The 13,430-nt window shown below is 58.9% G+C and carries 12 protein-coding genes; 10 read left to right on the forward strand and 2 right to left on the reverse strand.

The window, feature by feature from the left end; translation table 11 throughout:
* Positions 1–74: 74 nt before the first annotated feature.
* The 10 genes from ACT3TP_RS01165 (at position 75) to ACT3TP_RS01210 (ending at position 11,572) form a co-directional block, all read left to right on the forward strand.
* Positions 75–854, forward strand: a complete 780-nt coding sequence (locus ACT3TP_RS01165) for a YggS family pyridoxal phosphate-dependent enzyme (RefSeq protein ID WP_444618892.1) — start codon at positions 75–77, stop codon at positions 852–854.
* A gap of 84 nt (positions 855–938) precedes the next feature.
* Positions 939–2,663: a ubiquinone-dependent pyruvate dehydrogenase gene (poxB, locus tag ACT3TP_RS01170; protein WP_096284915.1), complete on the forward strand. Its 1,725-nt coding sequence runs from the start codon at positions 939–941 to the stop codon at positions 2,661–2,663.
* Positions 2,664–2,757: 94 nt separating this feature from the next.
* Positions 2,758–3,510, forward strand: a complete 753-nt coding sequence (locus ACT3TP_RS01175) for a YggS family pyridoxal phosphate-dependent enzyme (RefSeq protein WP_444618894.1) — start codon at positions 2,758–2,760, stop codon at positions 3,508–3,510.
* On the forward strand, positions 3,507–4,322 hold the full coding sequence (locus ACT3TP_RS01180; RefSeq protein ID WP_444618896.1) for a PfkB family carbohydrate kinase: 816 nt from the start codon (positions 3,507–3,509) through the stop codon (positions 4,320–4,322). The genes ACT3TP_RS01175 and ACT3TP_RS01180 overlap by 4 nt, the downstream gene beginning before the upstream one ends.
* Before the next feature lie 450 nt (positions 4,323–4,772).
* Entirely contained in the window at positions 4,773–5,003 is a 231-nt protein-coding gene (gene nrdH / locus ACT3TP_RS01185) for a glutaredoxin-like protein NrdH (protein WP_096284911.1), read from the forward strand.
* Positions 5,004–5,070: 67 nt separating this feature from the next.
* The gene (gene nrdI / locus ACT3TP_RS01190) at positions 5,071–5,553 is read left to right on the forward strand and encodes a class Ib ribonucleoside-diphosphate reductase assembly flavoprotein NrdI (protein WP_096284909.1); all 483 of its coding nucleotides are present in this window, start codon (positions 5,071–5,073) and stop codon (positions 5,551–5,553) included.
* Positions 5,554–5,555: 2 nt separating this feature from the next.
* Positions 5,556–7,694, forward strand: coding sequence for a class 1b ribonucleoside-diphosphate reductase subunit alpha (gene nrdE / locus ACT3TP_RS01195; protein WP_444618898.1), 2,139 nt, complete (start codon positions 5,556–5,558; stop codon positions 7,692–7,694).
* Positions 7,695–7,904: 210 nt separating this feature from the next.
* Positions 7,905–8,879, forward strand: coding sequence for a class 1b ribonucleoside-diphosphate reductase subunit beta (nrdF, locus tag ACT3TP_RS01200; protein WP_096284905.1), 975 nt, complete (start codon positions 7,905–7,907; stop codon positions 8,877–8,879).
* A gap of 140 nt (positions 8,880–9,019) precedes the next feature.
* Positions 9,020–10,291 carry an MFS transporter gene (locus tag ACT3TP_RS01205; protein WP_096285291.1) on the forward strand — a complete coding sequence of 424 codons (1,272 nt, stop codon included), beginning with the start codon at positions 9,020–9,022 and terminating at the stop codon, positions 10,289–10,291.
* A 51-nt stretch (positions 10,292–10,342) separates the two neighbouring features.
* Positions 10,343–11,572, forward strand: a complete 1,230-nt coding sequence (locus ACT3TP_RS01210; RefSeq protein WP_096284903.1) for an FAD-dependent oxidoreductase — start codon at positions 10,343–10,345, stop codon at positions 11,570–11,572.
* Positions 11,573–11,649: 77 nt separating this feature from the next.
* Here the strand turns inward: ACT3TP_RS01210 and ACT3TP_RS01215 are convergent, their stop codons facing one another.
* A complete protein-coding gene (locus tag ACT3TP_RS01215) occupies positions 11,650–11,853 on the reverse strand; it encodes a cold-shock protein (RefSeq protein ID WP_096254701.1) in 204 nt (67 codons plus the stop codon).
* Positions 11,854–12,387: 534 nt separating this feature from the next.
* Positions 12,388–13,398 (reverse strand): MerR family transcriptional regulator, encoded by a 1,011-nt coding sequence (locus tag ACT3TP_RS01220; protein WP_444618900.1) that lies wholly within the window; start codon positions 13,396–13,398, stop codon positions 12,388–12,390.
* Positions 13,399–13,430: the final 32 nt, after the last annotated feature.

The raw sequence follows: 13,430 nt of genomic DNA on the forward strand, positions 1-13,430 counted from the left end.
CCGGGGCGGCCCGTGGCGTATTACGATGAAGCCAGATCAGCAACATCTCCAGTTGGATGCAGGAGCAATACCGTATGAGCCAGGCAACCTCGGATTCAAGCGCCGCGCCCACTGCGAACACCGTGGCGCAGTACAAGGCAAATCTCGCCTCGGTCCGCAAGCGTATCGCGGCGGCCGAACTCGCTGCCGGGCGGGAGCCGGGAAGCGTGCGGCTGCTTCCGGTGACCAAGACGGTGCCCGAGGAGCGGCTGCGGCTGGCGATCGCGGCGGGCGTGGACTGGCTGGGGGAGAACAAGGTGCAGGAGGCCGCGCGCAAGGCCCAGAACCTCGCCGACATTCCGGGGCTCAAATATTCGGTGATCGGCCACCTGCAATCGAATAAGGCCAAGGACGTGGCCCGTTTCGCCGACGAATTCCAGGCCCTGGATAATTTGCGCCAGGCCACCGCGCTGCAGCGCAGGCTGGAACTCGAAGACCGCACCCTGGCTGTTTTCGTGCAGGTGAACACCTCTGGCGAGGAAACCAAATTCGGTCTGGACCCGGCAGCGGCCCCAGAGTTCTTGCGTTCCCTGCCCGGCCTGGACCGGCTGCGGGTGAAGGGGCTGATGACCCTGGCGATCTTCTCCTCCGAGAAGCAGGCGGTGCGCACCTGCTTCACCACGCTGCGCGAACTGCGCGACCGGCTGCGCGAGCAGGCGCCCGAGGGGATCGGGTTGGAGGAATTGTCCATGGGGATGAGCGGGGATTTCGAGCTGGCCATCGCCGAGGGCGCGACCGTGGTGCGGGTAGGGCAGGGGATCTTCGGTGCTCGTGCGCTGCCCGATTCGCATTACTGGCCGGGCTTTGCCGGTTAGCGGTTAGCCAGCCGGCGCTTTTCTCTCGTAGGCTGAGCGTTATCAACCGGTGGATTCCGGCCCCTTGTTTGCAGGAGGAAATTAATGCCTACCGTCGCCGAACACATGATCGAACAGTTCCACACCCAGGGTGTTAAGCGCATCTACGGGGTCCCGGGAGATTCGCTGAACGGGCTGACCGATGCGCTGCGCGAAAACGGGGAGATGGAATGGATCCATCATCGCCACGAGGAGGGCGCAGCCTTCGCCGCGACCGCCGAAGCCGAACTCACCGGGGAGCTGGCCGTCTGCGTCGGTTCTTGCGGGCCGGGAAACCTCCACCTGATCAATGGGCTCTACGACGCGCAGCGCTCCCGGGTGCCGGTGCTGGCCATTGCCGCGCAGATCCCCACCGACGAGATCGGGTCAAACTATTTCCAGGAAACCCACCCGGTAGAAATCTTCCGCGGCTGCTCGGTCTACGCCGAACAGGTCTCGGACCCCAAGCAGCTGCCGCGGATGCTGCGCATCGCCATGCGCGAGGCGATCGAAAAGCGCGGGGTTGCGGTGCTGGTGATCTCCGGGGACGTGGCGCTCTCCCAAATGGAACGCGCCGGCACCCAAGCGATCGTCAAGACCAGCCCGCGGGTGCTGCCCGCCGACGCGGAGCTTGCCCGCGCCGCGCAGCTGCTTGAATCCTCGGCCAAGGTCACCATCCTGGCCGGGGCCGGCACCGCCGGGGCGCACGCGGAGGTGATGGAGCTGGCCGATCGGCTCGCCGCCCCGATCGTGCACTCGATGCGCGGCAAGGAGCATATCGAATACGAGAACCCCTTCGACGTGGGCATGACCGGACTGCTCGGCTTTGCCTCCGGCTACCGGGCGATCGAGGAATGCGAGGTGCTGCTGATGCTCGGCACCGATTTCCCCTACCAGCAGTTCTACCCGCAGCATGCCAGCATCATCCAGGTCGACCTGCGCGGGGAACAGCTCGGCCGGCGCACCACCGTGGATGTGCCCCTGGTGGGCACGGTGAAGGACACCGCCGCGGCGCTTTCGGCGCTACTGCCCCGGCAGGGCAAGCGCAAGCACCTGAATGACGCGCTGGAGCACTACGCGAAAACCCGCACCAAACTCGACGAGCTGGCCACCCCCTCGCGCGGCAAGGCGGCCATCCACCCGCAGTACCTGGCCCGGCTGATCGATCTGGCGGCGGACCAGGACGCAATCTTCACCGCCGATGTGGGCTCCCCGGTGATCTGGGCGGCCCGCTACCTGAGCATGACCGAAGACCGCCGGCTGCTCGGCTCCTTCAACCACGGCTCGATGGCCAACGCCCTCTGCCACGCCCTCGGTGCCCAGGCGATCGACCGCACGCGGCAGGTGATCGCCTTCGCCGGGGACGGCGGGCTGACGATGATGCTCGGCGAGCTGCTGACCGCCACGCAGAATAAGCTGCCAATCAAGGTGGTGGTCTTCAACAATTCCTCGCTGAACTTCGTGGAACTTGAGATGAAGGCCGCCGGCTTCGTGACCTATGCCACCGAGCTGGAGAATCCCGACTTCGGTGCGGTGGCCAACGCCGCGGGACTCAAGGGATTCCGGGTGGAGGACTCCGCGCAGCTAGAGGCCACGGTCAAAGAATTCCTCGCCCACGAGGGGCCGGCGTTGCTGGACGTGGTCACCGACCGGCAGGAAATGTCCATGCCGCCAAGCATCAAGGTCGAGCAGGCCAAGGGCTTCGCGCTTTATGCCATCCGCACGGTGCTCTCCGGGCGCGGGGACGAATTGTTCGATCTGGCCAAGACCAATTGGCGCCAAATGTTCTAGCACCGGGATCTATGCCTATGCTTGAAGCCGGACCCGCGTGAGCGGGGCCGGCTTTCGCAGCGAGCACCACCAAACAGAAAGAGGCGCAGGCGCTTTGATAACTTCGCAACCGGCCGCGGCCCAGGCGGCAACCACCGAGGATTTCGCCCGGAACCTGGCGAGCGTCAACCAGAAGATCTCCTCCGCCGCCGCCCGGTCCGGCCGCGAAGCCGGTGCGGTGCGCCTGCTGCCGGTCACCAAAACCATCGAACCTGCCCGGCTGCGTCTGGCCATCGACGCCGGGGTTGACACCCTGGGGGAGAACAAGGTCCAGGAAGCGCTGGCCAAATACGAGGAATTCTCCGCCGACTACCCGGAACTGCGCTATGCGGTCATCGGGCCGCTGCAGGGCAACAAGGCGAAGTTCGTAGCCCGCTTCGCCCACGAGTTCCATGCCCTGGATTCGCTGAAGCTCGCCGAAACCCTGCAGCGCCGCCTGGAAGCCGAGGACCGCAGCCTCCAGGTCTTCCTCCAGGTCAACACCTCCGGGGAAGAGACCAAGTCCGGGATCGACGCCGGCCAGGTCGGTGCGCTGCTCGAAGCCATCGCCCCGCTGGATCGGCTCATCCCGCGAGGGCTGATGACCATGGCCGCGAACACCACGAACGAGTCCTCCATCCGCGCCAGCTTCGCGCTGCTGCGCACCACCGCGGCGCAGCTGCGCGACGGCGGCGCCCCCGAAGACTTCGACCAGCTCTCCATGGGCATGAGCGGGGACTTCGAGCTGGCCATCGAGGAAGGCGCCACCGTGGTGCGCGTGGGTCAGGGGATCTTCGGCGCCCGCCAGTACCCGCAGGCGAACGCATGAGCGGCTTTGAGCTAGATACCCGCCCGGTCGCCGCCGTGGTGCTCAGCTCCCAGCTGGCCTATGGATCGGTGGGCAACAACGCCATCGCCCGAATGATCGAATTGGCCGGGCACCGAACGGTGGCGGTCCCCACGGTGCTGCTCAGCAATCTGCCGCACTATCCCTCGGTGGCCGGAGGCCCCATCTCGGATCAGTGGCTTGGCGCCATTTTGGAGGACCTGCTCAGCCGCGACGCGCTGCGCGATGCCAGCTACGTGGTCGTCGGCTATCTCGGGGCGGCCAGCCAGGGGCGGATCATCGCCGACTGGTTCCGCGCCGCCCGGGCCCGCTACCCGAAGCTGCGGCTGATCCTGGATCCCGCCTTCGGGGATACGGATGTCGGGCTCTACGCGAGCGAGGAGGTCGCTTCCAGCTATGCCGAGCATCTGGTCGAACACGCTTGGCTGATGACGCCGAACTGCTTCGAGCTCGCGCTGCTCACCGAAACCCAGATCCATGACGAGCAAGACGCGGCCAACGCGGCCTTGGACCTCATGGATGCCGGCCCTGCGCATGTGATCGCCACCTCCGCGCCCACCGAAGATGAAGATTTCATCGGCTGCTTGCTCCTGATGGACGAGGAAGAGCTCGAGCAGTTCGACACCGGCCGGATTAGCACCGAGGCCAAAGGGGCCGGGGACTGCTTCCTGGGCCAGCTCACCGGTGCGCTGCTTTCCGGCCTCGCCCTGCCCGAGGCCGTGGCCCGCGCGGTGGCCGGCACCTCCGAGGCATTGGCCGGGGTGCATCCGGCCTTCGCGGTGCAAGAGGCCTGAGATCACTTACCCACAGTTCGCCGATGCGCGCCTAAAGTGTCGGTCCGGCCCCCGACACTGGAGCTAGGGCACATCTAGTGTCCGGTCGTCGGGCAGGACGACGTGGAACACGCCGAGGAACATCTCACATGAAGAATTTTTAAACCACATCGACCATCCTCGAGGCTGTGGACAAGTTTTGGCCGACCGCGAGAAATCGCGGTTTAAATGACCGTTAATATCCACAGTGGCTGTGGACGGCCCGGTGGAGGAATGACATACTTGTAATACATCATCTTGTGGCCGCTTGACCGGCCAAACACAAGATGTAGTATTGAACCCGTTGGTGAGTGAAACACCGAAAGCACCCCATAGACAGCATTTTGGGGCATCCGAGAGGATGGCCGGAAGCACCAGGAAATGGTGGAGTCCGAGCCAAAACAAGGACTTTTAAAAAGGGGAAACAGGGAAATGGCAATCACCGTTTACACGAAGCCGTCCTGCGTGCAGTGCAACGCTACATACCGCGCTTTGGACAAGCAGGGCATCGAGTACAACAAGGTAGACATCTCGCAGGATGCCGCCGCCCTAGAGCACGTCCGCGGCCTTGGCTACCAGCAGGCTCCGGTCGTTATCACCGACAACGATCACTGGTCGGGTTTCCGCCCAGACAAGATCGCTACCTTGGCCGTAGCCAACTAGTCGGCATCCGGGCCCCGCACGGGGTCCAAGGGAACTTACTCGTCGACCACCTAGCGGAGGCGAAGAAATGCCACCAGCAGCAGTTGCCGACCGACGGCAAAACGCTGAGGCTCACGAAGCCAAGGTATACACCGATACCAACTTGATTTACTTCTCCTCGGTATCGGAGAACACCTTGCGCTTCGTGGAAAAATTGAATTTCAGTGCGGCTCGCATCCCGGTTTTTGCAACCGAACCGCAACTGATCGCAACGGCACCGTATGTATTGCTCATACCAACCTACGGCGGCGAAAGCGGGAAGCGTTCAATCCTTCCCCAGATTTTGAAATTTCTGGGTCACGAAGAGAACCGCGCAAACTTGCGTGGCGTGATTGGCGCAGGGAACACGAACTTCGGCGAGTACTACTGCATCGCGGCCAAGAAAATTGCCGCCAAATGCGACGTACCCGTTTTGTACACATTCGAACTCATGGGAACGCCGGAAGATGTTCTCAACGTCAATGAAGGGCTTGAAACCTTTTGGGCACCAGCGTCGCACAAGAAGAAGTAACGATGAATGACACCAAAGAGCTCCCAGCAAATATGCAGGGCCTGAGCTACAACGATCTGAACGCCATGCTGAACCTCTACGGTCCAGACGGCAAGATCCAATTCGAGGTGGACCGCTACGCAGCCCGCCAGTACTTCTTGGATCACGTGAACAACAACACCGTCTTTTTCCACGACCTGGATGAGAAGCTCGAATACCTGGTGAAGCACGAGTACTACGAGCGTGAAACCCTCGATCAGTACTCGATGAACTTCATCCGCGATCTGTTCAAGCGCGCCTTCGCGAAGAAGTTCCGCTTCGAGACCTTCCTCGGCGCCTTCAAGTTCTACACCTCCTACACGCTGAAGACCTTCGACGGCAAGCGTTACCTGGAGCGCTACGAGGACCGCGTGTGCATGGTAGCCCTGCACCTGGCCCGCGGCGATGAGCAGCTTGCAACGAGCCTGGTCGATGAAATCATCGCCGGCCGCTTCCAGCCCGCAACACCCACCTTCCTCAACGCCGGCAAGGCGCAGCGCGGCGAACTCGTCTCCTGCTTCCTGCTGCGCATCGAAGACAATATGGAGTCCATCGCCCGCGCGGTAAACTCCTCGCTGCAGCTCTCCAAGCGCGGCGGCGGCGTAGCACTGTCGCTTACCAACTTGCGTGAGCACGGTGCACCGATCAAGCAGATCGAGAACCAGTCATCCGGCGTCATCCCAGTGATGAAGCTTCTTGAAGATTCCTTCTCCTACGCAAACCAGCTTGGTGCACGTCAGGGCGCAGGCGCGGTATACCTCAACGCGCACCACCCAGATATCCACCGTTTCTTGGACACCAAGCGCGAAAACGCCGACGAGAAAATTCGTATCAAGACCCTCTCCCTCGGCGTGGTCATCCCTGATATCACCTTCGAACTTGCCCGCAAGAACGAAGACATGTACCTCTTCAGCCCGTATGACGTGCAGCGCGTCTACGGCGTGCCGTTCAGCGAAATCTCGGTCTCCGAAAAGTACGAAGAGATGGTCGATGACTCGCGCATCAAGAAGACCAAGATCAGCGCCCGCGAATTCTTCCAGACCTTGGCAGAGATCCAGTTCGAATCCGGTTACCCGTACATCATGTTCGAGGACACCGTAAACCGTGAGAACCCGATTGAGGGTCGCATCACGATGTCGAACCTCTGCTCGGAGATCTTGCAGGTATCTTCGGCTTCCGAGTTCGCAGATGACTTGAGCTACTCGAAGGTCGGCAAGGACATCTCCTGCAACCTCGGCTCGATGAACATCGCCAAGGCCATGGACGGCAAGGATATCGCCGGCTCGGTGGATATCGCGATTCGCGCCCTGAGCGCGGTATCGGATATGTCCTACATCGCTTCGGTGCCATCGATTGCTGACGGAAACAAGAAGTCGCACGCCATCGGACTGGGCCAGATGAACTTGCACGGCTTCCTAGCCCGTGAGCACATCTACTACGGCTCCGAAGAAGGCATTGACTTCACCAACATCTACTTCTACACGATCCTGTTCCACGCATTAACTGCGTCGAACAAGATCGCCATTGAACGCGGTGAAACCTTCGACAACTTCGAAAACTCGAAGTACGCATCCGGAGAATTCTTCGACAAGTACACCACTCAGCAGTGGGCTCCGGCCACCGCGCGAGTGAGCGAACTCTTCGACGGAATCCACATTCCTACCCAGGAAGACTGGAGTGCGCTGAAGGATTCGGTCATGAAGCACGGAATCTACAACCAGAACCTGCAGGCTGTGCCGCCAACCGGTTCGATCTCGTACATCAACAACTCGACTTCCTCGATCCACCCGGTCGCAGCGAAGATCGAGATCCGCAAGGAAGGTAAGATCGGCCGCGTGTACTACCCGGCTCCTTACATGAACAACGAGAATATCGACTTCTACGAAGACGCTTACGAAATCGGCTACGAGAAGATCATCGACACTTACGCCGCTGCAACCCAGCACGTGGATCAGGGCTTGTCCTTGACGCTGTTCTTCAAGGACACCGTGACCACTCGTGACATCAACAAGGCGCAGATCTACGCATGGCGCAAGGGCATCAAGAGCCTGTACTACATCCGCCTACGCCAGCTTGCGCTGGAAGGCACCGAGGTTGAAGGTTGCGTCTCCTGCGCACTGTAATGCCTCAAGTTTTTGACTGAGTCTCTTCGTCATTAATGTCACCAATCAACCAATAAGCGACACTGTCGCTTATTGGTTGATTGTCGTTAAATGCCTAGTCAGATTGGTATATAAAGTTCTAACGAATCGATTCAAAGTTCGTCACTCGGCCTGATTCGCGGTACAGTTGTAGGCAGACTAATTCTATTTTTAGCGTTTCGATGAGGGGCAATGACCGAGAAGATTAAGCTCGCCAACAAGGTTGAAGCAATCAACTGGAACCGCATCCAGGATGATAAAGACGTAGAGGTTTGGAACCGTCTCGTCAATAACTTCTGGCTACCGGAAAAGATTCCACTGTCCAACGACATCCAGTCGTGGGGAACTCTGACCGAAGCCGAGAAGCTGCTCACCATGCGCGTCTTCACCGGCTTGACCCTGCTCGATACCCTGCAGGGCACCGTCGGCGCGGTCTCGCTGATCCCGGATGCGCTGACGCCTCACGAAGAAGCCGTGTACACCAATATCGCCTTCATGGAATCGGTGCATGCAAAGAGCTACTCTTCGATCTTCTCTACCTTGGCTTCCACCAAGGAAATCGATGAAGCTTTCCGTTGGTCCACGGAGAACGTGAACCTGCAGAAGAAGGCTCAGATCATTGAGAGCTACTACCACGGTGAAGACCCACTCAAGCGCAAGATTGCTTCAACTTTGCTCGAGTCCTTCTTGTTCTACTCGGGTTTCTACTTGCCGATGCACTGGTCCTCGCACGCGAAGCTGACCAACACCGCAGACCTGATCCGCTTGATCATCCGCGATGAGGCCGTTCACGGCTACTACATCGGCTACAAGTTCCAGAAGGGTCTGGAAGGTGCAAGCGAAGAGCGCAAGCAGGAGCTGAAGGACTACACCTTCGAACTCATGTATGAGCTGTACGAAAACGAAGTTCAGTACACCCACGATCTCTATGATCCGGTAGGCCTGTCCGAGGACGTCAAGAAGTTCTTGCACTACAACGCCAACAAGGCCCTGATGAACCTAGGCTACGAGGCAATGTTCCCGGCAACCGTCACCGACGTATCGCCAGCGATCCTTGCGGCGCTGAGCCCGAACGCCGATGAGAACCACGATTTCTTCTCCGGCTCCGGTTCCTCCTACGTGATCGGCAAGGCAGTGAACACCGAAGACGAGGACTGGGACTTCTAAGCGCTTAGTCTCTTCCCGGCGATGGCCCCGTTTCTCAACGGGGCCATTGCCATACCCGAAGAAATACCCCGCCGACCAGCTGCATATCGTGGATACTTGGACAGTAACGGATTCACTGATGAACGAACGCGGGGGTGAATGTGCAGATCGAATCAGCATCCAATGATCTGGGCACATTAGACGAGCAGCAAGTGCAAAGGGTTCGACGCAAATCGATTTCGGTACTTGCAGCTGGACAAATCCTTGGTGGGCTAGGCGGCGGCGCCACCTTGACCCTGGGGTCCTTGTTGATCGTCAGCATCTCGGGTCTGGACTCGCTGGCAGGCATGGCCGCCACGATGAATACGCTGGGCGCGGCGCTCATGGCAATTCCGCTGGCGTTGATGGCGCAGAAGCATGGGCGACGGATATCCCTCTCGAGCGGTGCAGTACTGGCGGCAAGCGGCATTGTGGTCATTATTGCCGCCGCATTCCTCGACTTCTGGCCGCTTTTGATGCTGGGCATGCTGATTCTTGGCACAGGCGCCGCAATGAACCTGCAATCGCGATTCGCTGCCACGGATCTTTCCACGAAGGCCACCCGCGGACGCGATCTTTCGGTAGTCGTCTGGTCGACGACCATCGGTGCGGTCATCGGTCCGAATCTCTTTGAGCCTGGCGAGGTTATCGCCCAGTACATCAACCTTCCGCCCTATACCGGCGGATTCCTGATCGCCATGTGTGCACAGCTAGCCGGTGCACTGGTCTATTGGATCGGGCTCCGGCCCGATCCGCTGCGAATAGCGCAGCGTCAGGCTTTGGGTCGGCCGGATTCCGGGCAGGCCCGCCGCCGTGGATGGCATATATTGCGTACGTCCGTAGCCGCGCGCCGGGCGGTGCTCACCGTGGCCCTGTCGCATATGTATATGGTGTCGATGATGTCGATGACCCCGATTCATATGCAGCACCATGGCGCAACGCTCACCTTAATCGGTTTCACCATATCCATGCACGTGGCTGGCATGTACGCCCTGTCGCCGGTCTTCGGGTGGCTGACCGACAAATGCGGTTCACGGGTGATCATTCTGGCAGGGCAGGCGCTACTGATCTCCGCCAGTGTCCTGGTTTGGACCAACTCCGCAGATCATGTGGTTACCACCATAGCCTTGCTTTGTTTGGGCTTGGGCTGGTCCGCCGCAACGGTAGCGGGATCAACCATGATTTCCGGTGCAGTGGGAATCAACGAACGCCCGCAGCTGCAAGGAACTTCAGATCTTTGCATGAGCTTGGCTGGGGTGATGGGCGGGCTCTGCGCCGGACCGATTCTAGCCGCTATCGGTTTCCAAGGACTGGCTCTAGTCCTCCTAGCCCTGGCGATGATCATGATCACCTTAAATATCAAAAGGTCCACGTCGGAGACTATCCACGAATAGAAATTAGTGCGAAGGTGAAATTCACGGACATTCGCTGAAGGGATAGCTCGCATGGTTCCTAGAACTCGATGCGTCATCGTTGGCGGTGGCCCTGCCGGCATGGTGGCCGGACTCCTCTTGGCGCGTAGCGGAGTCCCCGTGACGGTATTTGAGAAACATGGGGATTTTCTTCGTGACTTCCGTGGCGACACCATCCACCCATCCACGATGTTGCTGCTCGAGGAACTTGGATTGATGGAAGAGTTTGAAAAGATCGGCTACAGCAAGGTGTCCCAAGCGCAATTTCCGGCACGAGACGGTGCCCGCGCCACGGTTCTCGACCTATCCAAGCTCAACCATCCCTATCCGTTTATCGCGATGGCTCCACAGTGGGACTTCCTGGATCTATTGGCTCGCGCCGGTGAATCCGAAGCGAATTTTGACCTGCGCATGAATTGCGACGTGACCGACGTGCTCACCGTGGGGGAACGCATTGTGGGCGTACGTTATTCGGGGCCCGACGGAATCGGCGAAATGCACGCGCTGTTGACCATCGCGGCCGACGGCAGATGGTCGAAGATCCGTGATGCTGCGGGGCTCGCTATTAAAGAGTTCGCCGTGCCAATTGATGTCTGGTGGTTCAAGATCCCCGGAGCATTGAATCTAAAGAATGTTTTGTCCCCGGCCTTCACCGCGGACAGATCTTTCGTGCTAATTCCACGGCCCGGGTACGTTCAGACAGCGATGCTCTTGCCGAAGGGGAAAGACGCAGAGCTGCGTGCTCAGGGTACCGAACCGTGGCACCGGGCGATTATCGAAGCCGCTCCCGAACTTGAAGAAGGGGTCCCGGCGCTGAGACTTCAGGACGCTAAATTACTGGACGTGAAACTCAACCGCGCGATACGGTGGTGGCGCCGCGGGCTGTTGTGCATCGGGGATTCGGCACATGCGATGAGTCCGGTTGGGGGAGTGGGCGTGAACCTGGCGGTTCAGGATGCAGTCGCGGCGGCTCGAATACTTGCCGAGCCGCTCAAAGCCGGAACGATTTCGGATCGGGATGTGGCCGCTGTCCAGAGTCGGCGCATCCTCCCGACCGTCGTGGTCCAGAGCACTCAGCGGCTGATGCACCTAGGATTGCGGCGGTTGATGAAAACAAGCAATGACGTGCTCTTGCCGGCATCTATTGCGAGAATCTTGCGTACCTTTCCCAAGATCACTTCGATTCCAGCCCGGCTTTTGGGGGTAGGAATCCTGCGCGAACGCCCGCCGGAAGCTGCAAAGCGAAATTTAGCGGAACGCTAGGACCCCTAGAAACACCAATGGTGCAGTACCATCCGATACGGACGGTACTGCACCAAAAGTTTGGCTTTTGCTAAAGCTTAGCGAGCCTGGATGTTGGTTGCCTGTGGGCCCTTTGGACCGGCTTCCAGGGTGTACTCAACGTTCTGGCCCTCTTCGAGGCTACGGAAACCGAAGCTCTGGATTGCGGAGTAGTGTGCGAACACATCTGCCGATCCATCAGAAGGAGCGATGAAGCCGAAGCCCTTTTCAGCGTTGAACCATTTTACGGTGCCAGTAGCCATGTTTTTATTTCCTTATTTATTCATTGGCCACTACGTGACCTTGTTGCCGAGTCGAAATCCGAAACGGAAAATTAGTGGTTACCTCGAGCAGTACTATGTTGGGCGATTTCCATGCCGTCGGTATCAGCGATCGAATGCTGATTTTGCCGATACCGGCCAAAACGGAGGTCGCTACGCACGCTAAATGTCCTTGCGGTCCATAGACATGACTGTGGAATAATGGCCAGAGTCAGTGGAGTAGAATTTGGAAGCCGCATCGTGGAAACGCTGAGAAGCGCCTGGACGAGCTGTAAGCGGTGAAGAAGAGAAGATGAAAATTCGTTTCGATAGGAGTTCGCTAATTCCGAAGAATCGTTGAACCGATTTGCTGCACAGACGATTTGCTTGTCTTGCTACAAATCTAAACTGCTAACATTCGCTGGCGGATGACTCACACCTGCAAACGTCGAGGTAACAAATTAAGCGTACCATCATTTTCCGGGCTTGTCCTACAGCCGGCCTCTCATCGCGAGCCAGGCTGTAGGGCAAGGGCGCTCAGAGCTCCATATCGGAGTACCAGTGATCGAATGGGTTGGCGGGTTCGTCTTCGTCATCCAGGTCGTCGACTCCGTCAAAGGATCGGCGAATCGAATCGTCGCGGACGCCCCCTTGGAATGCCAAAGATTCCCCGGGATAATCGGAGTTTTCGCCTAGCCGGACAAATAATGGACCAGTTGGCAGGACTCCCTGCTCGTACATTTCGTGGTGCATATGGTTGGTCATTTGCCGCCACGCTCCAGAGCCAAATGCCCGGAAATCGTGTCCGGTGAAAGAAATTTGGAAATCCGGCAAATTAGTTTTCACGGCTCCGGGTGCAATCGAGATTTCCTCGCTTGCCTCGATGCCCGCGTGCATTCTAAATAGCGTCCCCTCCTCCGGGTCGTCCATCGTCTCGATCCAATACCAGATCTGGTCCTTGGCTTCTTCGGCTTTGGTTTCTGGCAAGAGCTTCTCGGCCAGCGCCTTTGTTGCCTGCCTGAGATTGCCGACGCTTCTGGATGCGAGCGGTACCGAAACGCTGAGCAAGGCCGAGCGGGGACCATGCGTAAAGCCGGAGTCCTCAACGTGGGGTGGCATTGGACGCAGGCATCCGCTGAGCATTGGCGGTGGCACCCTGTCGCAAACGATGGTGTGCATCGCCGAATACATCTCGGCAAAACCTGAAAGCTCATCTTCTATGCCCAACGTCGCAGCAAGCGCACCGTAGGTTTGCAGATCCTTGGTGATCCTGTCTCGCAGTGAGTCTTTCCTGTTTTCGAGGATCGCTTCGTACGAGTCATCATCGACTTCGCCGCTAATGATCCGTTTGATAGCGGCCAAAGGGAGTCCAAGATGCTGATGTTGGCGAATCTGCATCATGGTTTCAAACTGAACCGAGCTGTACTTTCGGTACCCAGTGAACTGATCGACCCGAGCCGGATTGAGCAGGCCGAGCTTCTCATAGTGGTGAAGCGTCTTCACCGTCACGTTCATTAACGCGGCAAATTCTCCGATGCTGTACTCCATGTGGACATCGTATTCTCTGCCCTTAGGGGAGG

It is taken from the genome of Glutamicibacter sp. AOP38-B1-38, from assembly GCF_052377485.1.
Lineage (GTDB): Bacteria > Actinomycetota > Actinomycetes > Actinomycetales > Micrococcaceae > Glutamicibacter.

What these genes read in the sequence shown, in the direction of transcription:
- nrdI (WP_096284909.1), top strand. Translation starts at nt 5,071, where the DNA reads ATGCCACCAGCAGCAGTTGCCGACCGACGGCAAAACGCTGAGGCTCAC.
- nrdH (WP_096284911.1), top strand. Translation starts at nt 4,773, where the DNA reads ATGGCAATCACCGTTTACACGAAGCCGTCCTGCGTGCAGTGCAACGCT.
- ACT3TP_RS01165 (WP_444618892.1), top strand. Translation starts at nt 75, where the DNA reads ATGAGCCAGGCAACCTCGGATTCAAGCGCCGCGCCCACTGCGAACACC.
- ACT3TP_RS01215 (WP_096254701.1), bottom strand. Translation starts at nt 11,853, where the DNA reads ATGGCTACTGGCACCGTAAAATGGTTCAACGCTGAAAAGGGCTTCGGC.
- ACT3TP_RS01210 (WP_096284903.1), top strand. Translation starts at nt 10,343, where the DNA reads ATGGTTCCTAGAACTCGATGCGTCATCGTTGGCGGTGGCCCTGCCGGC.
- nrdF (WP_096284905.1), top strand. Translation starts at nt 7,905, where the DNA reads ATGACCGAGAAGATTAAGCTCGCCAACAAGGTTGAAGCAATCAACTGG.
- nrdE (WP_444618898.1), top strand. Translation starts at nt 5,556, where the DNA reads ATGAATGACACCAAAGAGCTCCCAGCAAATATGCAGGGCCTGAGCTAC.
- ACT3TP_RS01220 (WP_444618900.1), bottom strand. Translation starts at nt 13,398, where the DNA reads ATGGAGTACAGCATCGGAGAATTTGCCGCGTTAATGAACGTGACGGTG.
- ACT3TP_RS01180 (WP_444618896.1), top strand. Translation starts at nt 3,507, where the DNA reads ATGAGCGGCTTTGAGCTAGATACCCGCCCGGTCGCCGCCGTGGTGCTC.
- poxB (WP_096284915.1), top strand. Translation starts at nt 939, where the DNA reads ATGCCTACCGTCGCCGAACACATGATCGAACAGTTCCACACCCAGGGT.